The organism is Allobosea sp. 10N428, assembly GCF_056394545.1.
In genome coordinates this window covers 256736-277866 of the sequence record NZ_JBFTIC010000001.1, presented here as the reverse complement: position 1 = coordinate 277866, position 21131 = coordinate 256736, and the positions used below count along the sequence as shown (strand labels likewise).

20 protein-coding genes are annotated in these 21131 nt (G+C 66.7%); 11 read left to right on the top strand and 9 right to left on the bottom strand.

Going from position 1 to position 21131, the window contains the following annotated elements; genetic code table 11:
- Positions 1–6: 6 nt before the first annotated feature.
- Positions 7–420: a hypothetical protein gene (locus AC1DDA_RS01295; RefSeq protein WP_476794320.1), complete on the bottom strand. Its 414-nt coding sequence runs from the start codon at positions 418–420 to the stop codon at positions 7–9.
- Positions 421–672: 252 nt separating this feature from the next.
- Between AC1DDA_RS01295 and AC1DDA_RS01290 the strand changes: the two genes are divergently transcribed.
- Together AC1DDA_RS01290 and lhpI are read left to right on the top strand one after the other, a co-directional pair.
- The gene (locus AC1DDA_RS01290; RefSeq protein ID WP_441511405.1) at positions 673–954 is read left to right on the top strand and encodes a DUF1488 family protein; all 282 of its coding nucleotides are present in this window, start codon (positions 673–675) and stop codon (positions 952–954) included.
- Between the two features lie 450 nt (positions 955–1404).
- Positions 1405–3123, top strand: coding sequence for a cis-3-hydroxy-L-proline dehydratase (gene lhpI, locus AC1DDA_RS01285; protein ID WP_476794319.1), 1719 nt, complete (start codon positions 1405–1407; stop codon positions 3121–3123).
- 89 nt (positions 3124–3212) lie between these two features.
- Here lhpI and AC1DDA_RS01280 read toward each other — a convergent pair whose 3' ends face one another.
- The 3 genes from AC1DDA_RS01280 to AC1DDA_RS01270 are packed head-to-tail and all read right to left on the bottom strand — an operon-like array spanning position 3213 to position 5941.
- Positions 3213–4229: an ABC transporter substrate-binding protein gene (locus tag AC1DDA_RS01280; protein WP_476794318.1), complete on the bottom strand. Its 1017-nt coding sequence runs from the start codon at positions 4227–4229 to the stop codon at positions 3213–3215.
- 49 nt (positions 4230–4278) lie between these two features.
- On the bottom strand, positions 4279–5145 hold the full coding sequence (locus AC1DDA_RS01275; protein WP_476794317.1) for an ABC transporter permease: 867 nt from the start codon (positions 5143–5145) through the stop codon (positions 4279–4281).
- A gap of 16 nt (positions 5146–5161) precedes the next feature.
- Positions 5162–5941, bottom strand: a complete 780-nt coding sequence (locus tag AC1DDA_RS01270) for an ABC transporter ATP-binding protein (RefSeq protein WP_441511409.1) — start codon at positions 5939–5941, stop codon at positions 5162–5164.
- Between the two features lie 128 nt (positions 5942–6069).
- On the opposite strand from AC1DDA_RS01270, the gene AC1DDA_RS01265 reads away from it, so the two are divergent.
- Complete coding sequence (locus tag AC1DDA_RS01265) at positions 6070–6735, top strand: response regulator (protein WP_441511410.1); 666 nt, start codon at positions 6070–6072, stop codon at positions 6733–6735.
- Complete coding sequence (locus tag AC1DDA_RS01260) at positions 6722–8086, top strand: sensor histidine kinase (protein WP_476794316.1); 1365 nt, start codon at positions 6722–6724, stop codon at positions 8084–8086. Before AC1DDA_RS01265 ends, AC1DDA_RS01260 begins: the two co-directional genes overlap by 14 nt.
- A gap of 54 nt (positions 8087–8140) precedes the next feature.
- On the opposite strand, the gene AC1DDA_RS01255 is transcribed toward AC1DDA_RS01260, so the two are convergent.
- The 4 genes from AC1DDA_RS01255 to AC1DDA_RS01240 form a co-directional block, all read right to left on the bottom strand.
- The gene (locus tag AC1DDA_RS01255; protein ID WP_476794315.1) at positions 8141–9295 is read right to left on the bottom strand and encodes an NAD(P)/FAD-dependent oxidoreductase; all 1155 of its coding nucleotides are present in this window, start codon (positions 9293–9295) and stop codon (positions 8141–8143) included.
- Entirely contained in the window at positions 9292–10656 is a 1365-nt protein-coding gene (locus AC1DDA_RS01250) for an FAD/NAD(P)-dependent oxidoreductase (RefSeq protein WP_476794314.1), read from the bottom strand. The genes AC1DDA_RS01255 and AC1DDA_RS01250 overlap by 4 nt, the downstream gene beginning before the upstream one ends.
- A complete protein-coding gene (locus AC1DDA_RS01245; protein ID WP_476794313.1) occupies positions 10649–10963 on the bottom strand; it encodes a (2Fe-2S)-binding protein in 315 nt (104 codons plus the stop codon). The genes AC1DDA_RS01250 and AC1DDA_RS01245 overlap by 8 nt, the downstream gene beginning before the upstream one ends.
- A gap of 90 nt (positions 10964–11053) precedes the next feature.
- Positions 11054–11878: an IclR family transcriptional regulator gene (locus AC1DDA_RS01240; protein ID WP_476794312.1), complete on the bottom strand. Its 825-nt coding sequence runs from the start codon at positions 11876–11878 to the stop codon at positions 11054–11056.
- Positions 11879–11999: 121 nt separating this feature from the next.
- Here AC1DDA_RS01240 and AC1DDA_RS01235 point away from each other — a divergent pair, with 121 nt between their 5' ends.
- The 6 genes from AC1DDA_RS01235 to AC1DDA_RS01210 all read left to right on the top strand — a co-directional run bounded on the left by AC1DDA_RS01235 (position 12000) and on the right by AC1DDA_RS01210 (position 19378).
- Positions 12000–12773 carry an enoyl-CoA hydratase/isomerase family protein gene (locus AC1DDA_RS01235; RefSeq protein ID WP_476794311.1) on the top strand — a complete coding sequence of 258 codons (774 nt, stop codon included), beginning with the start codon at positions 12000–12002 and terminating at the stop codon, positions 12771–12773.
- Between the two features lie 69 nt (positions 12774–12842).
- A complete protein-coding gene (locus AC1DDA_RS01230; RefSeq protein ID WP_476794310.1) occupies positions 12843–13907 on the top strand; it encodes an ABC transporter substrate-binding protein in 1065 nt (354 codons plus the stop codon).
- Between the two features lie 23 nt (positions 13908–13930).
- Positions 13931–14989: an ABC transporter ATP-binding protein gene (locus tag AC1DDA_RS01225; RefSeq protein WP_476794309.1), complete on the top strand. Its 1059-nt coding sequence runs from the start codon at positions 13931–13933 to the stop codon at positions 14987–14989.
- Positions 14986–16749, top strand: coding sequence for an ABC transporter permease subunit (locus AC1DDA_RS01220; protein WP_476794308.1), 1764 nt, complete (start codon positions 14986–14988; stop codon positions 16747–16749). Before AC1DDA_RS01225 ends, AC1DDA_RS01220 begins: the two co-directional genes overlap by 4 nt.
- A 36-nt stretch (positions 16750–16785) precedes the next feature.
- Positions 16786–18294 (top strand): class I adenylate-forming enzyme family protein, encoded by a 1509-nt coding sequence (locus tag AC1DDA_RS01215; protein WP_476794307.1) that lies wholly within the window; start codon positions 16786–16788, stop codon positions 18292–18294.
- 1 nt (position 18295) lies between these two features.
- Positions 18296–19378 carry a hypothetical protein gene (locus tag AC1DDA_RS01210; RefSeq protein WP_476794306.1) on the top strand — a complete coding sequence of 361 codons (1083 nt, stop codon included), beginning with the start codon at positions 18296–18298 and terminating at the stop codon, positions 19376–19378.
- Positions 19379–19384: 6 nt separating this feature from the next.
- Here the strand turns inward: AC1DDA_RS01210 and AC1DDA_RS01205 are convergent, their stop codons facing one another.
- A complete protein-coding gene (locus tag AC1DDA_RS01205; protein ID WP_476794305.1) occupies positions 19385–20011 on the bottom strand; it encodes a LysE/ArgO family amino acid transporter in 627 nt (208 codons plus the stop codon).
- 68 nt (positions 20012–20079) lie between these two features.
- On the opposite strand from AC1DDA_RS01205, the gene AC1DDA_RS01200 reads away from it, so the two are divergent.
- The gene (locus AC1DDA_RS01200; RefSeq protein WP_476794304.1) at positions 20080–21024 is read left to right on the top strand and encodes a LysR family transcriptional regulator ArgP; all 945 of its coding nucleotides are present in this window, start codon (positions 20080–20082) and stop codon (positions 21022–21024) included.
- Positions 21025–21131 lie beyond the last annotated feature (107 nt).

Sequence of the window (21131 nt, the reverse complement as noted above, 5' to 3'; positions counted from 1 at the left end):
AAGAGGTTAGTCGCTAATCTCTTGCTTCCGGTAGAAATTCCGGCCGACCCGGTTGCAAATTTCATCGCGTTTTGTTCTCGCGACGTTCGGCTCGGACCCTCTCCTTATCGCATCCGCTTCCCGCACTGTCGCCAGGTCGACTGGCTTCTTCCGCAGTCGGGTAGAGCCAGCAAGGGTATTGGCGATCTTGGCCGACACCGCCTGAGGGTAGGCACCGCCCGCCGTCGCCCCGACAGGGCCCGACTGTCGCATGTCAGCAAACTCCCGATCGAGCGCCGCCGCACGCTCGCGGGTCCGCGCCTGAACGCGCCCCGGTTGTTCGATCTCCGCCAGCTCCTCCGAGCAGACCATCCTGAAGCCCTCCTCGAACTCGAGCCCCACGGAATTCCCATGGTGCCGCGCGCGAAGACGCGGCACCACCGGCCTTTCCGGCTGCAACGGGCCCAGCGGTAGATGTCGTTGGAAAGTGCTCGTCCGCACCTGCTGGACAAGTCTCCGTGAGCGGGGCTGACAACCAGCGCCAGCGTCACGTTTGGGTCAGCTTTCGACAATAGCGTTGCCGGGTGGAACTCGCCCATTCTGGCGATGTTGGGCTTGGGGCGCCGGCCCGAGAAACTCCTGCTCCGGCGCATTTTTGAGGAATATCCCGCATTCGAGTTGATGAGGCAGGCCATGGCTTTCGTTTTCGACGAGAAAACCGCACCCGACCTTGCGAACTGGCGGCAGAGCGTCAGGTTCTGGATGGTGGATGGGCCCAGGCGAGCGCCTTGCCAGATCGGGTTTTCCACGCTGCGCGAGCTCGGGCCTGAGAACCTCGAAAACGACAGACAATGCCTCGCTCAATTTTATCTGCACTGTGCAATGATCGCGGCAGCGGCTGCGCGCCTGCTTTCCGCAGGGGCATCCGACGGCAGCTCGATCGTCCAGGTCATGCTCGCGAACTTGATCACCTGATCTCAGGGGCTAGGGCGACGGGCATTCGCCAGCAATTGCCGCGTGCGGCTTGCTCCTCCAGCGTTTGGTGGATTTCCGGGGGTTGGTCGTAGGGTTCGGTGCTGATGAACCTTGCCAAGTGGCAGGTGCGGAAATTCCCGTCCATGCGGCTGCGACTCCGCGCGCATGCTCCAGCCAAAAAACGAGGGGCTCACCGCGCCATTCTTATAGCATTCCCAGAATTTTACGGTCCTTTCCTCGACAAGGATTTGAGCTCGTCGGAATGGCCCCTCACCAAGTTCCGGAGGGATGTGCCGCTCTCGTTCGGCACCGGCTGGTGCGGCGCGGCTGCGAGACGATGAATGGTCCGCAGCGAAGGGGCTTCAATAAGTCCTGCTGATCAGGTGAGATGGCTTCGTGCCGGCGAGGGTGCTGCTACGCGCCTTCGCGCTACCTTTTCCGCTCCACCCGATGACCAGCGAGAGGGATTTATCTTTGCGCTGCGACGTTGGAATCTCGCTCCTTCCCGGCACGGCCTCCGGGCCGGTCGTCGTGATGGCGGAGCCGTTGAGTTTCTGGGGCGGGGTCGATGCGGCCACGGGAATGGTGATCGACGTGCACCACCCCTCGCACGGCGTCTCGCTCGCCGGAGCCGTGGTGCTGATGCCGACCAGCCGCGGCTCCTGCTCGGGCTCCGGCGTGCTGCTGGAACTCGCGCTTTCCGGGCGCAGCCCCGCGGCGCTGGTCTTTGCCGGCCCCGAAGATACGCTGACGCTCGGCGCCATCGTCGCCGCGGAAATGTTCGCACACCCCATTCCGGTTATTCGCCTGCCGACAGAAGCGTTCGAGGCGCTCTCTTCCGCGTCCGAGGCGCAGGTTATGTCGGACGCGGTCCTGGCCGATGCCGGGCGGCTCCGTATCCCGCTTTCCGCCGCTGCGCATGGCGACCTGGAGCTGTCAGCCGGCGATCGCCGCTTGCTCGCGGGGGGCGAAGGAGTGGCCGCACAGCAGGCCATGCGTATCGTCTGCGCCATGGCCAAACAGCAGGGCGCGACCGCGCTCATCGATGTCACGCGGGCTCATGTCGATGGCTGCATCTATGCCGGTCCGGCCAATCTGATCTTCGCCGAGAAGATGGAGGAGTTGGGCGCCCGCGTTCGCGTCCCGACGACCATGAACGCGATCTCGGTGGATCACGCCAACTGGCGCCGACAGGGCGTGGCGCCGGAGTTCGGCGAGCCTGCCGAGCACCTGGCCGATGCCTATGTCCGCATGGGCTGCCGGCCGAGCTTCACCTGCGCTCCCTATTCCCTGCCGGAGCCGCCCGGACTCGGCGAGGCGGTCGGCTGGTCGGAATCGAATGCGGTGATCTTTGCCAATTCGGTCTTGGGAGCGCGGACGGCGAAGCACCCCGATTTCCTGGATTTCTGCATCGCGGTCACCGGCCGCACACCGCTTGCCGGGGCGTTCCTCGAAGAGGGCCGGCGCGCGCGCCGTGCGGTTCGGGTGGATTTGCCGGAGGGTGCGGACAGCGCGGCCTGGCCATTGATCGGCTATCTCGCCGGACTGGCCGCGCCAGATCGGGTCCCCTTGATCAAAGGGCTCGCGCAGGCGCGCCCGACGCGGGACGATCTCAAGGCGCTCTGCGCCGCGTTCGGTACGACCTCGGCGGCGGCCATGTTGCATATCGAGGGTATCACGCCGGAGGCGGTCAGCCTCGGTGGCAATCCCGACGACGAAGTGGTCATTGCGCGCGAGGCTCTCGCAGCCGGCTGGCGCCAGCTGAATGACGGGCCGGCAGGCATCGATCTCGTTGCGATCGGCAGCCCTCACGCCTCACTGGAAGAATGCAGGGCGGTCGCCGAGCGGCTTGGCGGACGTCGCCTTGCGGGCAATCTCTCCGTCATCATCACGACGGGCCGGGACGTCCTCGCCGCTGCCGAGGCCGAGGGAACCTTGGCAAGTCTTCGAGAGAGCGGCGTCGAGGTCATCCCCGATCTCTGCTGGTGCTCGATCACGCGCCCGGTCTTTCCGGAGAAGGCGAAGGTGGTCCTCACCAACTCCGGAAAATATGCGCATTACGGACCGGGGCTCTCGGGCTGCACCGTCAGGCTCGGAACATTCGAGGACTGCATCGAAGCGGCTCTCTCCGGCGCCGCGCCAGCGCGTTTGCCGCGCTGGCTTTCCTGAGCTGGTCCGCGTGCCGCTGCTCGCCAGTGCTGCGCCGCGGGACGCGTGGTCGCGTCCCGCACCATGGCTAGGTTCGATCCGCATTCCGCTCAGCTGCCCTGGCGGCCGGCGATCTGCGGCACGAACATGTCGCTCCACTTGGCGGGCTTCACCTTGATCGAGCCGGCCTTGTGCATGAACTCGGCGAATTTCATCACGCCTTCCGGCGTGGCGGTGAAGCGCGAATCCTTGTCCTCGATCATCTGCTGCACCTCGGCGGCATCGACCTTGACCTTCGAGCTCTTGGCGAAGATCTCGGCGGCGAGCTTCTTGTCCTTGGCGATGAGGTCGTTGGCGTCGTCCATCGCGTCGATGAAGGCCTGGGTCATCTTAGGGTTGGCATCGACGAACTTCTTCGGCGCGAACGTGACGTCGAGCGTCAGATTGCCGAGATAGTCGACCGAGTTGAGCACGCGGTGGATGCCGGGGCTCTTGGCCTCGATGTACTGGAAGGGCGGCGAGGTGAAATGCGCCTTGATCTCGGTCTTGCCGCCGATCAGGGCCGCGAGCGCCTCCGGATGCGGCAGGCTCACCGTCATCGGGTCCATCTTGGCGTAGTTGGCGTCGCCGAATTCCTTGGCCGCGATCATCTGCAGCACGACGGCGGCGAGCGAGGTCTTGATGCCGGGCAGGGCGATCTTGTCCGTCCCGGTGAAGTCCTTGAGCGACTTCAGCTCAGGCTTGTTCGACATCAGCCAGAGCGAGGTCGAGCTCATGCCGGAGACGCCGACGACCTCGACGCCCGGGATGCCCTTGGCCTTGGCCCAGAGCGTGACGAAGCCCGGTGCGCCGGTGCCGGCGAAATCGAGCGTGCCGGCCATCATCGCGTCGTTGATGACGTTGCCGCCGTCGAGCATCAGCCAGGTCACCTTGACGTCGCCGAGGCCCGCGGCCTTGGCGCGCTTCTCCAGGAACTGCTGGTCCTGCATCACGATGAGCGGCAGGTAGAGGATGCCGAAGCCCTTGGAGACGCGGACCTCGCTCACCTCGGCGCGGGCCGGGGCGGTGAGTGCTGCGCCGAGCGCTGCGACGGTGAAGGCGGTGCGCAGGAATGTCTTGAATGCCATGGGTGTTTCCCTCCGAGTGACGGCCGTTCGGCCTTGTGGATATGAATTGTCAGTGCTGCATGCCCCAGCGCCGGATCGTCTTGCGCTCGATGGTGGCGAAAATGACGTTCTCGACGAAGAGGCCGATCAGGATCACGGTGAACAGGCCTGCGAAGACATTCGCCGTCTCGAGCTGGTTGCGGTTCTCGAAGATGAACCAGCCGAGGCCGCCGGAGCCCGACGAGACGCCGAAGACCAGCTCGGCTGCGATCAGCGTGCGCCAGGCGAAGGCCCAGCCGACCTTGAGGCCGGTCAGGATCGCCGGGAAGGCGGCCGGGATCAGGATGAGCCGCACCAGCTTCAGCCCGCGCAGGCCGTAATTCTGGCCGACCATGCGCAGCGTGTTCGAGACCGAGCGGAAGCCGGCATGGGTATTGAGCGCGATCGCCCAGAGCACGGAATGGACGAGCACGAAGATCACGCTGCCGGTCCCTAGCCCGAACCAGATCAGCGCGAGCGGCAAAAGCGCGATCGCCGGCAGCGGGTTGAACATCGACGTCAGGGTTTCCAGCAGGTCCGCACCGATGCGCGAGCCGATCGCCAGCGTCGTCAGCAGCGCGGCGAGTACGATGCCGATGCTGTAGCCGATGATCAGCGTCTGCAGCGACACCAGCATGCGCTGCGGGATGATGCCGTTGACGATGTTCTCGACGAAGGCCGTGACGGTCTGGCCGAAGGTCGGGAACAGCAGCGGGTTGCCGAGCCAGCGGCCATAGGCCTCCCAGGCGATGGCAAGGACGGCAAGGATCAGGCCCTTGCGGACGAAGCCGAGGCGGTAGACCCGCTCGGCCCAGCCGATGGTCTTGGCGACGACGGGGGCGTCGCTGGAATTGACGTCGCGGATGATTTCCGGGCGGAAGCTGACGAGGTCGGTCATGTCGGTCTCCTCCGGTTCAATGATGCGCGAAGAGCATGTCGTTGATGCGGGTTTCGAGCGCGGCCTGCTTGCCGGTGCCCATCTCCTCGGGCGGCACGCTGTTGAGCTCGGCCTTGACCTCGCCCGGATGCGGCGAGAGCAGCAGGATGCGGGTGCCGATCTTGATCGCCTCCTCGATCGAGTGGGTGACGAAGAGCACGGTGAACTTGGTGTCGTCCCAGAGCCGCAGCAATTCGTCCTGCATCTTGCGGCGGGTGAGGGCGTCGAGCGCGGCGAAGGGTTCGTCCATCAGCAGGACGTCGGGCTCCATCGCCATGCCGCGCGCGATGGCGACGCGCTGCTTCATGCCCCCGGACAGCATATGCGGATAGCTGTCGATGAACTTGGACAGGCCGACCTTGTCGATATAGGAGCGGGCGCGCTCCTCGGCCTCGGCCTGGGTGGCGCGGCCGGAGGCCGTCAGCGCGAAGACGACGTTCTCGCGCACCGTTTTCCAGGGCAGGAGCTGGTCGAATTCCTGGAAGACCATCATGCGGTCGGGACCGGGGCCGGAAACCTTGCGGCCCTTCAGGCTGATCTCGCCCTCGACCGGCGTGAGATAGCCGCCGATCGCCTTGAGCAGGGTCGACTTGCCGCAGCCCGACGGGCCGAGCAGGACGAAACGGTCGGACGGATAGACGTCGAAGGAGACGCGCCGCGTCGCGGTCACCACCACGTCGGGCGTCTTGTATTGCAGCGTCACGCCCTCGACCGAGAGGAGCGGAGTCGCAGAAGCGGCGTCGAACGGGGCTAGCATGCACCCTCCCATGTCTCGTTTCCATGCGCACTTATGGGCGCTTGCGAGATGGGATAGCCTAGTAAGCTGACGTGAACCTGACTGGCGCCGCCCGGCGGGTCGGAGCGCGTCCAGGGAGATCAATCCGCTTGCGCGTGCTCGTCGTCGAAGACACCGCCGATATCGCCGAGGCCGTCGTGATGCGGCTCGAGAAGATCGGCCATGCCGTCGATTGGGAGCAGGACGGCGTCACGGCGGCCGAACTGCTGGCGGTGCAGGCCTATGACCTCGTCATCCTCGACCTCAGCCTGCCCGGACAGGATGGGCTCGCGGTTCTCCGTCAGATGCGGGCGCGGCGGCTGGCAACGCCGGTGCTGGTGCTCACAGCGCGCTCGGCTGTGGACGAGCGCATCGGGGCGCTCGATCTCGGCGCCGACGACTATCTGGTCAAGCCCTTCGATTATGGCGAGCTCGAAGCGCGGGCGCGGGCACTGCTGCGGCGCAGCGCCGGGCAACCCGACAATCTGCTGCGAGTCGGGCCGCTCGCGATCGACCGGGCGGGGCGGGTCGCGACCATCGCCGACCGGCCGCTCAACCTGACGCGCCGCGAGCTGACCGTGCTCGAAATCCTCGCCGCCCGGCCCGAACGGATCGTGCCGAAGGAGGAGCTCGTCGAGCAGCTCTTCAATTTCGACCAGGAGCCGAGCCCCAACGCGGTCGAGCAATTCGTCGCGCGGCTGCGCCGCAAGCTTGCCGACACGCCGGTCGAAATCCGGACCCTGCGCGGATTGGGTTATCAGCTTGCGGTGGTCTGAGCTTCGCCTTTCGCTGCGCTTCCGCATCGTCGCCGTCCTCACGGCGGTGCTGGCGGCGGGAGCGGTCGTGCTCGGCCTTGCGGCCTGGCATTCGGCCTCTCTGGCGGCGCGTCAGGCCTATGACCGGCTGCTCGCCGGCGGGGCGGTGCAGATCGCCGAGAACGTCTACGTCCAGGGCGGGGTGGTGACGCTCGATCCGCCCGTTTCCGCGATAGCGACGCTCGCGGCCTATGACCTCGTCTTCTACAAGATCGTCGATCCGCGTGGCGTCGTGGTCGCCGGCTACGACGATCTCGCTTCGGAGGCCGATCCCGCGGATATCCGCGCCGGTGTGGTCCTTGAGGACGGCCTCTATCAGGGCCAGCCGGTGCGCATCGCCACCCTGGCCCGGCAGATCGATCTTCCCGGAACCAACAACTGGGCGACCATCGTCGTCGCCCAGACGACCGAGGCGCGGCGCGCGCTTGCCCGCGACCTGACGCTCAAGGCGCTCGGCGTCATCACCGTCATGAGCCTGCTCGCCCTTCTCGCGACGGGCTATGCCGTGACACTGGCGCTGAAGCCGCTGACGCGCATCGAGCGCGAGATCGCAAACCGCCGGCCCGACGATCTCAGGCCGATCGCGGCCGAGCCTCCGGCGGAAATCCGGAATCTCGTCGAGGCGATAGACGACTTCATGCGCCGCCTGTCCGAGCGCATGGCGATCATGCAGCGCTTCATCGCCGACGCCGCCCATCAGATCCGCACGCCGCTGGCGGCGCTCGATGCCCAAGTCGAAATCCTGCTCGCGACGCCCGCATCACGGCGCAAGGCCGATACCGTCAAGCGAATCCATGAACGCACCGCAGAGCTCGGCCGCCTCACCGGGCAGTTGCTCGACCATGCGATGGTGATTCACCGCAAGGATGCCGCCGCCGCTGCAGCGGTCGATCTCAACCAGCTGGCCAAAGCCGTTTTGGCCAAGACGGTGCCGCTCTCGCTGCCCCGCGAGGTCGACATCGCCTTCATCCCGGCCGAGCCGCCGCCGATCGTGAATGGCGATGCGGTGAGCCTGCGCGAAGCTCTGGGGAACCTGATCGACAACGCATTGAAGCACGGTGCCGACAGCCGGCTTGTCGTGACCGTGGGCGAAGACGCAGAGCACCTCTGGGTCGACGTCGCCGATGATGGCGACGGATTTCCGGAGCCGTCCGCGGAGCTGTTCCGCCCTTTCGCGAAGGGCGCTGCCTCCAGCGGTTCGGGGCTGGGGCTGTCCATCGCGCTGGAGGTCGCGAAGGCTCATGGCGGGGAGCTTGTCGTCTCGCGCGACGTCGGGATGACCCGGGTTCGCCTCACCCTTGCGCGGACATGACCGGGCGCTCGAACGCTGACCAGTTGATCGGGCCGGCATCCATCCCGACAGGTTTCAGTCGAATTCCTTGCGGAATTTCTCGCTCACGGTTGCTGCCGAGCGGAAGCGCCCGATCGAGAACGGCTCCAGCGGTGTCTCGGTCGCGCCGTCGACGATCATCTCGCTGAGGCAGAGCCCCACGCCGGGGCCGATCTGGAAGCCATGGCCGCAGAAGCCGAAGGCGTGGAACAGCCCGGACGTGGTCTCGCTCGGCCCGATCACCGGGATCATGTCGGGCAAATAGGCCTCGATGCCCGACCAGACGCGGATGACATGGCAGTGCGCCAGCATCGGCGCGACGCGGGCGAGAGCCCTCATCGCCGCCAGCGTCTTTGCCGGCGGAACCGGCGCTCGATTCGCCTGCGGATCGGCTGCGGTGCGCGGATAGCCGGCGAGGATGATGTTGCCGCGCGGGATCTGCCGGAAGATCACGGAGCCGTCGATCGCCTGCACCGAGGGTTCGATCAGATAGGGAAAAGGCTCCGTCACGAATTGCGGCGGGCCGGCTGGAAAGAGCGGCGCCGTCTCGCCGAAACGCTCCGCAATCTCCAGCGCCCAGGCCCCGGCGCTGTTGACGAGCGCGCCGCAGCTCAGCGTCCCGCCATCCGCGAGCGCTAGCACGAAGCCATCGCCCGAACGATCGACCGAGGCGACGCGCGTGTTCTCGCGAATGACGGCCCCATGCCGCGCTGCGGCGCGCACGACGGCGGGCGTGGCAAGGCGCGGATTGGCGGTGGCGTCACGGGCCGAGTAGGTGGCGGCGACGGCGCGCTCGCTCAGCCAGGGCCAGCGCCTCCTCAGATCGGCGGGGCCGACGCGCTCGATGGCGAGGCCATAGGATTCGGAGATTTTGGCGTATCCTTCGAGCCTGGCGTGCTCCTCCTCGTCATAGGCGAGATAGAGATGTCCCGTCTGTTCGAACTCGCAGTCTTCGCCGATCAGCGCATCGAGATCTTCCCACAGCGCCTGGGAGCGGAGCGAGAGGGGGTACTGGCCGGGAAATCGTCCCTGGAGGCGCAGATTGCCGAAGTTGACGCCGCTCGACTGGGCGCCGACGACGCCCTTCTCGATCAGGGTCACGCGCTGGCCGCGCCGTGCCAGGAAGTAAGCGGTCCAGGCGCCGATGAGCCCGCCGCCGACGATGGCGACATCTGTGGTGTGCGGGCTCATGCGCCGTCCCCGGCAGCAGCGAGCGCGATCGGCTTGACCGGAGCCTGGCCGCGCAGCCGCCCGGCTGCGGCGCCGTCGCCACCGGCGTCGGCGGCGACGATCTCCTGCAGGGCCGGGCCGCAGACGCGGCCTTGGCAGCGCCCCATCCCGCAGCGCGTCATCGCCTTCACCCGGTTGACCTCGATCGGGCCGAGCTCCTTCGCCATTGCCGTGCGAACGTCGCCGACGGTCACGTTCTCGCAGCGACAGAGCGTCACGGAATCGGGCAGGCCAGCGATCTGCGCCTTCGGCCAGGCGAAGGCGCGCGCAAGCCCGCGCTGGAAGTCGCGCAGGCGCTCGACACGTCGTGCCAGTGCGCGTGCGGCGTCGATTTCCTGGGCCTGCCCGAGATCGGACAGGATCGCATGGGCGGCTAAAGCCCCGCTTGCCTCAGCGGCATCGGCGCCGCCGATCCGCACGCCGTCGCCGGCCAGATAGAGGCCCGGCCGCGACCGGCCCATTCCGTCAATCACCGGCAGGAACAGCCTGAAATCGGCGTCGTAAGCGAATTGCGCCCCGGCCAGGTCGGCAAGCTGCGTTTCGGGCTTCAGCCCATAGCCAAGCGCCACCGCGTCGCAGGCGAAGCGGCGCTCGCGTCCGCCGGTGTCGCGCAGCACGAGCGCCTCGACACGGTTCCGGCCCTCGATTGCGATCGGCGTCACCCCATGCAGCATGGCAGTCCCGGCGCGCAGCGACGCTGCCATATACCAGAGCCCGCGGAGCAGGGTGCGCGGCGCTCTCAGCAATGCCGGCAGGGCGGCGAGCTTGGCCGCAAACGGGGTGGTGTCGGCGATGACGCCGATCTCTGCGCCCATGTCGCGATATTGCTTGGCCGCCAGCGCCAGCAGCGGCGAGGCGCCGAGGAAAGCGACGCGGCTCCCGATCAGACAACCCTGATCCTTGAGCGCCACCTGTGCGCCGCCGAGGGTGAAGACACCCGGCAGCGTCCAGCCGGGCAGGGGAGCGATACGGTCCATCGCGCCGCTCGCGATCAGAAGCTTGTCGAAGGACAGCGCCTCGGCCTTGCCCTCGTGCAGGAGATGCAGCTGGTTGCCGTCGATGGCCCATACCAGCGTGCGCGGGCGATAGTCGATTGCGGGGAGGAGCGCTTCGAAACGGCTGTGCAGCGCGGTGTAGCGCTGCGCTTCCGAGCCCATCAGCCGGTTCATGTCCAAGGCGAGGTCTTCGGACGGACGGCGATAGCCCTGCCCACCGGCCCTGGCCCCTTCATCGATCAGAATGGGCCGAAGCCCTTTCGCGCACAGCACCTCGGCAGCGCCGATGCCGGCTGGGCCGGCGCCGATGATGACGATCTCAGCCATGAACGGCGGCCATCGGCTGCGGCTCGGCGAACAGGACCATGCCGTCGGAGACCGGCGTGGTGCAGGCCCTGATCCGTCCGCTTTCCGCGCTCGAGACCCAGCAGTCCTGGCAGGCGCCCATGAGGCAGAAGCCGGCCCGTGGCTCGCCGCCGAACTCGAGCCGGCGGATCAGCGCGCCGCTTTCGAGTAGCGCTGCAAGAACGCTGTCGCCCGCCGTCGCCGTTATGGTCGTGCCTTCGAAGCTGAGTGTCGCCTGCTGTCCGGCGCGCACCGCCACGCGGCGGAACTGGGGCTTCGGAGCGTCCATGCGAATCCCGATAGATTATTTCAATGCAATAAACTCTCTTGAATAATGATAAGTCGACAGTCGGGCTGTCAAGCGCTTCCTCGGCGCTGCTCAGACGCGGGAAATGGCGTGGGCGGTTGCGATGACGAGCGAGGAGAAGCGCGCAACGACCTCGGCATGGCTGTAACGCGAGGTGGAGGTGGCGATATTGACCGCTGCCTCCGGCCGGCCATGATGATCGACGATCACGGCCGCTATCGACGCATCGCCGAGATAGACCTCTTCAAAGGCGGTGGCGTAGCCCTGGGCCGCCGACTGGCGCAGCTTCTCGCGCAACGCCTCGCGCTCCCAGGTCGTCGAGGGTGTGTGTTGCTTGAGGTCGGACGCATCGATGATCGCCATCGCCTCCTCCTCGGGCAGGCGCGACAGCATGGCGATGCCCGGCGCCGTGCAATAGGCCGGCATCCGCGTGCCGATGATGACGTCGGTATTCAGCACATGCCGGCTGAGGAAGCGCGAGACGAAGATGATCTCGGCGCCGTCACGCACGGTCAGGTTGATGGTCTCCTCCGTCTCCTTGCTGAGGTGCATGAGATAGGGCATCGCCCGGTCGAGCAGGCGGCTGCTGCGCACGAAATGGTAGCCGAGATCGAGCGTCTTGGCGGTCAGTTCGAAGCGCTTGGTCTGCGCATCCTTCCTGAGATAGCCGAGCTTGGTCAGCGTATGCGTGAAGCGCTGCGCGGCGCTGAGGTCCATGCCTGTTTCGGACGCGACCTGCGACAGGTTCAGCGTCTGATGCTGGCGGCCGAAGGCGGAGAGCACCCGGAACGCCTTCTCGACCGAGTTGACCATCAGCACGTCGTCCTTGCGGCCGGCTCCTTCGCCTGCCGCGGCTGCGCGCTTGCGGCCGTTCTGTCTCGCTTCGGGCATCGTCATCGGGGCCAGCTCTCCTGAATCGATCAATGGCTGTGACCGACGGCCTTGACAAGGTGGCGCAACTTCGTCGAATATTCAATAGAAGTTATCGTATAGAAATAAACATTCATCGGAGAGCGTCATGAAGGATTCCGTTCTGGTCGAGGTGCGCGGCGCGGTCGGCATCCTGACCCTCAACCGCCCGCAGGTCCTCAACGCCTGGAATGCGCCGATGCGCGCCCGCCTCGTCGAGGGGCTGGAGGAGCTGGAGGCGAACCAGGCGGTGCGCGCCATCATCCTCACCGGGGCAGGAGACCGCGCCTTCGGCGCCGGCCAGGACCTCAACGAGACCAAGACCTTCGATGCGGACCGGGCCGAAGTCTGGATGGGCGAATGGGAGCGCCTCTACGACCGGATCCGCTCGCTCTCGAAGCCGATCATCGCGGCGCTGAACGGCGTTGCAGCGGGCTCGGCATTCCAGGTCGCGCTCCTCTGTGACCTGCGCATCGGCCATGATGGCGTCACCATGGGGCAGCCCGAGATCAATTCCGGCATCGCCTCGGTCACCGGTCCCTGGATCATGAAGGAGATGATCGGGCTTGCCCGGACGATCGACCTGACCCTGACCGGCCGCATGATGGATGCCGACGAGTGCTTCCGCATCGGCCTGATCAACCGGATCGTGCCGAAGGAGAAGGTCATGGAGGCAACGCTTGCCCTGGCCGATGAACTCGCGGCGAAGGCGCCGGTCGCCATGCGGCTCAACAAGGCCCGCTTCCGCGAGGTGACCGAGGAGAGCTTCCGCGAGTGTCTCGCCGCCGGCATCCGCACGCAGCGCGAGGCCTACGCCTCCGGCGAACCGGCGCGAATGATGGAAGAGTTCCTCGCCAAGCGCGCTGCGCGCAAGAACGCCTGAAGGCCAAAGCGCCGGATGATCTGACCACCCATGGGGAAATGCGGAAAACCGCTTGAAGGGGAGAAGACGATGAACAAAACCACGAATCCGACGAGGCGTACCCTGCTGCAGCTCGCTGGCGGCGCTGCCGCCGGCGCGCTCGCGGCGCCCTATCTCAGCGGCACGGCACGTGCTGCCACCCAGATCACCGTCGCCGATCCCGGCGGCCCGTTCGGCCCGGCCTTCCGCAAGGCCTTCTATGATCCCTTCGAGAAGGCGACCGGCAACAAGGTGGTCAACGTCGCCCGCGAAGCCGAGCCGACCGCCCAGTTCAAGGCGATGGTCGAAACCAAGTCTTATACCTGGGACGTCTGCACGCTGACGCTCTCGGCCCGCGATATCCTGAAGGCGCAAGGGTTGCTCGACCCGATCGGCTTCGCCCATGCCGACGTGCCGAAGCTGATGCCGCAGGCGATCTCGCCCGAATTCATGGGCACCGACGTCTATTCGACGATCTTCGCCTACCGGACCGACAAGGTGAAGAACGCGCCCGCGAGCTGGACCGACTTCTTCAATGTCGAGAAGTTCCCGGGCCGGCGCTCGATGCGCAAGAACCCGATCGATAGCCTCGAGCAGGCCCTGCTCGCCGACGGCGTGCCGCTCGACAAGCTCTACCCGCTCGATGTCGAACGCGCCTTCAAGGTGCTCGACAAGATCAAGCCGCATATCGCGGTCTGGTGGACCGGCGGCGCCCAGTCGACGCAACTCCTGCAGAGTGGCGAAGTCGACATGACCACGGGCTGGAACGCCCGCCTTCAGGCGGCGATTGATGGCGGCGCTCCGGCCAAGATCATCTGGAACCAGGGCCTCTATTCGATCGAGGGCTGGGGTCTGCCGAAGGGCGGGCCGAAGGCGGATGTCGCCCGCCAGTTCATCCGCTTCTGTTCGGATCCGAAGGCGCAGGCCATCTTCACTGATGCACTTGCCTACGGGCCGACCAACCTCGACGCCTATCAGACGATCCCGGCCGAACGCGCCAAGGTCCTGCCGACCTCGCCGGAAAACCTGAAGCTGATGGCCATCGCCAACGAGGATTGGTGGAGCGCCAATCGCGCCAAGGTGAGCGAGCGCTTCAACTCCTGGCTCCTGACCTGATGCCGATGGCGACGAGCGCCGCGATGACCACGTCCCAAACCAGAACCGCCAAGCTCGTCGTCGAGGGCCTGTGCAAGCGCTACGGCGCGACCACGGCCCTCGAGCCAAGCTCGCTGAGCGTCGCCGAGGGCGAGTTCCTCACCTTGCTGGGGCCTTCGGGCTCCGGCAAGACGACGCTGCTTCAGCTCATCTGCGGGCTGGTCGAGGCAAGCGAGGGCAAGGTCGTCATCGATGGCCGGGACCAGTCGGCCATGCCGGTGCATCAGCGCGATATCGGCCTCGTCTTCCAGCATTATGCGCTGTTTCCACACCTGACGGTGGCGGAAAACATCGCCTTTCCGCTCAAGATGCGCGGACGTCCGGGCGCGGAGATCGCAAAGCGCGTCTCCGAAACGCTGGAGATGGTGCATCTCGGGCATCTTGCCGGGCGCTTCCCGCGCGAATTGTCCGGCGGCCAGCAACAGCGCGTCGCATTGGCGCGCTGCTTCGTCTACCAGCCCTCGATCATTCTGATGGACGAGCCGCTCGGCGCTCTCGACAAGAAGCTGCGCGAGCACATGCAGATCGAGATCAAGCGCCTGCATCGCGAGAGCGGCGCCACCATCGTCTACGTCACGCATGATCAGGAGGAGGCGCTCGCGATGTCCGACCGCATCTGCCTGATGAACCATGCCAAGATCGAGCAGCTCGGCACGCCGCGCGAGATCTACGAGCGACCGCGCACCGCTTTCGCCGCCGACTTCATCGGCATTTCCAACATCTTCCGCGGCCGCTGGGATGGCAACGGCTCGCTTGAAACCGCGCATGGCCGCTTCGCCCTGCCGCGCGGGGCGCATTGCGAGAGCCAGGATGCGGCGCTGGTGATCCGGCCCGAGAACCTGCGCCTCGGTGCGCAGGACGGAAACGCTGTGAACGGGCGAGTCTGCGAAATCGTCTATGCCGGCTCGGAGACGCGCATCATCGCCACGCTCAAGGATGGCGGTCAACTCGTGTTGCGCCTCGGCCCCGACGATGCGGTGCCGACGATCGACGAGGTCATTGTCGCCGGCTGGCCACGCGACAAGGCGGTGCTGGTCGCATGAGTGCCGTTAGTATCAGCAGCGCGCCGGCGCGCACGAGCAGGCTGCGCCCCAATGCCCTCTGGCTGGCGGTGCCCGGCATCCTGTTCCTCGCGGTCTTCTTCGTCTGGCCGGTCGCGCAGCTCCTCGGCCTGAGCATCGTCGACCCGGAGAGCGGGGCTTTCTCGGCGAGCTCCTATCAGCGCATCGCCGCGACCGACGTCTATCTGCGCGTGCTCGGCATCACCTTCCGCATCGCCGGCTGGACGGCGCTGTGGTCGCTGCTGATCAGCTATCCGCTCGCTTACTGGCTGGCGCGCCTGCCCGATATGTTCCGGGGGCGGATGCTGCTTTTCGTCATGGTGCCGTTCTGGACGAGTTATCTCGTCAAGACCTTCGCCTGGATGCTGATCCTCGGACGCAGCGGCGTGATCAACTCGCTGCTGACCGGCTCGCACGTGGTCGACCAGCCGCTGTCGCTGATCAACAACCAGTTCGGCGTCATGGTCGGCATGGTCCATGCCATGGTGCCTCTGGCGGTGCTGACCATGCTGCCGGTGATGGCCGGCATCGACCGGCGCCTCGTTCAGGCGGCGCAGACGCTGGGCGCCGCCCCGGTGCGCGCCTTCTGGCTCGTCTATTTCAAGCTCTCGCTGCCCGGCGTGGCGGCGGCGGGGCTGCTCGTCTTCATCTCCTCGCTCGGCTTCTTCATCGTGCCGGCCTTCCTCGGCGGTCGGCAGGAAACCATGCTGGCGCAGCTCATCATCACGCAGGTGCAGGAGCTGCTGAACTGGTCCTTCGCCGGGGCGCTCTCCGCGATGATGCTGGCGGCGGCTCTGATTTCCTGCGTCGTCTACGACCGGATCTTCGGGCTCTCGACCATCGCCGGCGGCTCGGCTCAGGTCGGCACCGGCCGCATTCGCGACCTCGGCCTGGCGATCCTCTCCGCCGTCGCGGCGGTGGTGGGGCGGCTCGCGGAGCTGGCGCGCTCGCTGCTCGGCAAGCGCGTCTGCGCGATGCTGCTGCCCGGCTTCTGCTGGCTCGTCATTGCCTTCCTGGTGTTACCGACGCTGCTCGTCATCCCGCTGGCCTTCACCTCCTCGCAGTTCCTGGAGTTCCCGCCGCCCGGCTATGGGCTCGGCTGGTTTCAGACCTATTTCAGCTCGCCTTTGTGGATTCAGGCGACGATCCGCTCTTTCGCGGTTGCCTTCGTCACGGCCCTCGCGGCGACAGCGATCGGCGGCTTCACGGCGCTGGCGCTGGCGAACAGCCGCACCCGCTGGGCCGGGCTGATCTTCGCCTTCTTCCTCGCGCCGATGATCGTGCCGCGCATCGTCATCGCCGTCGGGTTGTTCTACCTCTTCGCGCGGCTGGGGCTGATCGCGACCGATCTCGGCCTCGTCATCGGCCACACCGTGCTGGCCATCCCCTTCACACTGGTCACCATCGCCGCCGTGCTGAAGACCTATGACCAGCGCCTCGACCAGGCGGCGGCGACGCTCGGCGCCAACCGGGTGCGGACGCTGACGGGCGTCACCATCCCGCTGGTCAAGGGCGGCCTCGTTGCCGCCTTCCTCTTCGCCTTCATCACCTCCTTCGACGAATTGACCATCGCGATCTTCGTCTCGGGCGGCATCAAGACCACGCTGCCCAAGCAGATGTGGGACGACATGATCCTGCAGCTCAACCCGACGCTCGCGGCGGTGTCCGTCGTCGTCTTCGTCGTGGTGACGGCGATGTTGCTCATCGCGGAACGCTTCCGCTCCTCTTCCCGACACGACTGACCGACGAACATGACGCCCCCCGACGAAAACGGCTTCGTGAGCCTTTTGACAGCGCATGCCAAGGCGGAGCCGGAACGCGTCTATGCGCGCTTCTGCGGCGAGCCGGTGACCTATGCCGAGATCGAGCGGCGCTCAGCCGCCTTCGCCGGACATCTGCGAGCGCGCGGCATCGTGGCCGGCGATCGGGTCGCCGTGATGATGCGCAATTCGATCGCGACCATCGCGGTGGTCTTCGGCCTCGCCCGGGCCGGCGTCGCCTGGGTGCCGGTCAACGCGCAGCAGCGCGGGGAAGGGCTGCGCTATCTGCTGACGCATTCGCGGCCGCGCCTCGTCGTGGCCGATGCCGAGCTCGTGCCGGAGATCGCCGAGGCGATGGAATCTGAAGCGGAGCTGCCGCTGCTCGCCCACGCACCGGGCGGCGAGCTCGATGCCGTTCTGGGCGGCAACGGCGCCTTCGAGGATCCCGCGCCGCCGGCCGATGCGGTTTTCGCGATCATGTACACCTCCGGAACGACCGGGCGGCCCAAGGGCGTGATCGTCTCGCACCGCATGCTGCGGCTCGCGGCGGAGAGCGTCGCGCTGCTGTCCGATGCCAAGCCGGATGACGTCTTCTTCGTCTGGGAGCCGCTCTACCACATCGGCGGCGCGCAGCTCCTGCCCCTGCCGATGATCAGAGGCATCACGCTCGCCATGGTCGAGCGCTTCAGCGCCAGCCGCTTCTGGGATCAAGTCCGCAGCGAGGGCGCCAGCCATATCCATTACCTCGGCGGCATCCTGCAGATCCTGCTGAAGCAGCCGGCTTCGCCGCGCGACCGCGAACACGGTGTGCACATCGCCTGGGGCGGCGGCTGCCCACCGGACATCTGGCCGCAGTTCCGCGACCGCTTCGGGATCGATATCCGCGAATGCTACGGCATGACGGAAGCCTCTAGCCTGACGACCTGCAACGTCACCGGCGTGGTCGGCTCCGTGGGCAGGCCGATGCCCTGGTTCACGGTGAAGCTGCTGGGGGCAGACGGCCAGGCAGTGGCCTCCGATGAGCGCGGCGAGATCGTGATCGAGACCAGCATCCCCGGCGCGATCTTCCCCGGCTATCTCGACAATCCGGAGGCGACGGCGAAGGCCCTGCGCGCGGACGGCTTCCACACCGGCGATCTCGGCTCCTTCGATGCCGACGGCAATCTCTACTTCCATGGCCGGATGACCGACAGCGTGCGCTGCCGGGGCGAGAATGTCTCGGCCTGGGAGGTCGAGCATGTCGCGGCCGAGCATGAGGCCGTCGAGGATTGCGCGATGATCGGCGTCGCCGCCGATGTCGGCGAGCAGGACATCAAGCTCTTTGTCAAGCCGCGTAACGGCGCCGTCATCGATCCGCAGGCCTTGTCCGGCTGGCTCGGCCGGCGCCTCGCGCCCTACCAGAACCCGCGCTACATCGCCGTCGTCGACGAGTTCGAGCGCACGGCGAGCCAGCGCATCATGAAGCACAAGCTCTCGCCCCGGCTCGACGATTGCTGGGACCGGGCGGCGATGGCGATGGGGCGTTGAGATGGCTGGCTGCGATATCCTTGTTTCCGGAACCGGCGGCTTTGCTGCGCGCATCGCCTTCGACATCGCCGCGACGGCCGACGAGCCTGTCGACATCGTCATCGCCGGCCGCAATCGCGAGCGCCTGAACTGGCTGCGGACCGCTGCGAATGCCCGCGCGGCGCTGTTCGGCAAGAAGGCGCGCTTTACCACCCATGCGGTGGACCTGCTTGCTCCGAACGCCTCGGACGAGATGCTCGCGGAGACCGGCCCGCGCATCGTCGTCCAGGCTGCCTCGATCCAGACCTCGCAGGTGATCGCCCAGAGCGGCAATGCCTGGACGCAGCTCGTGGCCGAGGGCGGCCTGAGCGCCACGGCGGTGTTCCAGGCGCTGCTCTCGTCGCGCGTCGCTGCGGCGATCACGCGCGCCGGCAAGCCGGTGACACTGGTCAATTGCGGCTTTCCCGACGTGGTCAACGGCATGATCCGCGCGATGGGCCATGTCGTCGCCTGCGGCATGGGCAATGTCGCGATCCTGTCCAACGTCTTCGCCGGTTCGGCCGCCACGCCAGCGGGAAGCGAGGTCAAGGTCCTCGCCCATTATCAGAACCTCGCCGCCTGGCGCCGGCGGCCGGAAGATCGGGGCGGGCGGCCGCCGCGCGTCTGGATCGACGGTGCTGAGGTCGCGGACGTCTATGCGCGCTTCGCCGACATCCAGCTCACGCCCGAACCGGTCATCGAGATCTCCGGCGCGAGCGGCGTCCCGATGCTGCTCGCCATGGCCGCTGGCCGCTCCTGGCGCGGGCATGTCCCCGGGCCAAACGGCCTGCCGGGCGGCTATCCGGTCCGGCTCGTCGATKGCGCGCTCGAACTCGACCTTCCGGCGGGCATCACAGACGCCGAAGCCGTCGCCTGGAATGCCTCGTTCGAGCAGGAAAACGGTCTCGTCGTCTCGCCTGAAGGCAAGGCCGTCTTCACCGGCATTCTCGGCGGCAGGCTCGCCGAACACTGCCCCGCTCTTCGCGACGGCTTCGCGGTGCAGGAGCTCGAAGCGGTGTGCGAGGAACTGCTTGAGCTGCGCTCGGCCCTGATGCAGAGGGCTTAGCGCGCGTCAACTCGCCAGCGCGCCGCGAAGCAGGCTCGCGGCGAGCGCGAGCATCATGACGCCGATCGCGAGATCCAGGATGCGCCACGCTGCCGGCTTGGCGAAGAGCGGCGCCAGGAAGCGAGCGCCGAAGCCCAGCGAAGCGAACCAGGCGAAGCTCGCGCTCGCCGCTCCGGCCATGAATGGCGCACGCTCGACCGGAGGCAGGCTCGTCCCGACAGCGCCCATCAGCATGACGGTGTCGATGTAGACATGCGGGTTGAGGAAGGTGAAGGCCGCGGTGCCCGCAAGTGCGGCACCGAGACTGACTCCCACCTGCTGATCGACGACGAGTGCGGTTGGGCTGGCTGCCCGACGCAGCGCCGAGACACCGTACCAGGCGAGGAAGGCGGCTCCGCCAAGGCCGAGAGCCAGCGACAATCCCGGAACGACCGCCAGCACGCTGCCGAGGCCGCTCACCCCCGCGACGATCAGGCAGGCATCGGCCGCTGCGCAGAAGAGGACGATGGGCCAGACATGCTCGCGCTTCAGCCCCTGTCGGAGCACGAACATGTTCTGGGCGCCGATGGCGATGATGAGGCCGGCGGAGAGGGCAAAGCCCTTGGCGAAGGCTGGCAGGAGAGTGCTGGTCATGCGGGCTTGATGCGCCCGGGCAGCGATGTAGTCTAACTAAATTCACTCATGGCGATTTAGGTTCGCTAATGCTCGATTATCAGGCACTGGCAGCGGTTGCCGCGGTCGCACGCGAAGGCAGTTTCGAGAAGGCGGCGGCAGCGCTGGGCGTCACGCCCTCGGCTGTCTCGCAGCGCGTGAAAGGATTGGAGGAGCGACTTGGAGCAATCCTGCTGACGAGAGGTTCGCCCTGCCGCCCCACGGAGATCGGCGCGAGGCTATGCGCCCATGTCGAGCAGGTCCGGCTCATCGAGACCGAAGTCGTCGGCGCTCTGCCCGGGCTGACGGCCGGTCGGGAAACCGGCTCCTATGCGGTGCGTGTCGCGGTCAACGCCGACAGCGTCAGCACATGGTTTCCCCGGGCAGCAGCTCAATTTGCGGCTGAAACAGGTGGCTTGCTCGATCTTGTTCTGGACGACGAGGCCCATACTGCCGAGCGGCTTCGCAGCGGCGATGTCCTGGCGGCGGTGACGGCTGACCCGGCCCCCGTCGTCGGCTGCAAGATTCATCCGCTCGGCATCGTCGAATACCTGGCCGTGGCCAGTCCGGCATTTGCGAGCAGGCATTTTCCGGCGGGCGTCGACACATCGAGCTTGCAGCGTGCGCCGATGATGCGCTTCGACCGTCGCGATGAACTGCAGTCTCGCTGGGCGCGGGAGGCATGGGGAGCGACGATCTCGCCGCCCATTCACTGGACGCCATCGACCCAGGGCATGCTGGATATGACGCTTGCCGGGCTTGGATGGTCGATGGCGCCCGTGCCCCTCGCGAGCCCGCTGGTTGCCGCCGGCCGCCTGATCGAGCTGCCGCCTCAGAAGCGGATCGGAGTCGCTCTCTACTGGCAGCGCACGCGATTGGCGGCCCGGCTGCTCGACCAGCTCACACTGGCGGTGCGAACCGTTGCGGCGCAGGAGCTTGGACCCGCTGACAGGCCCCAAGAGCCCGTTAGAAAATTCACTGAGCCCTCATCCTGAGGAGCCATTCCCTTGGGAATGGCGTCTTGAAGGATGCTCCAGGCTCCTGAACCCTCTGGACCATCCTTCGAGACGCGCCTTACGGCGCTCCTCAAGATGAGGGCTGG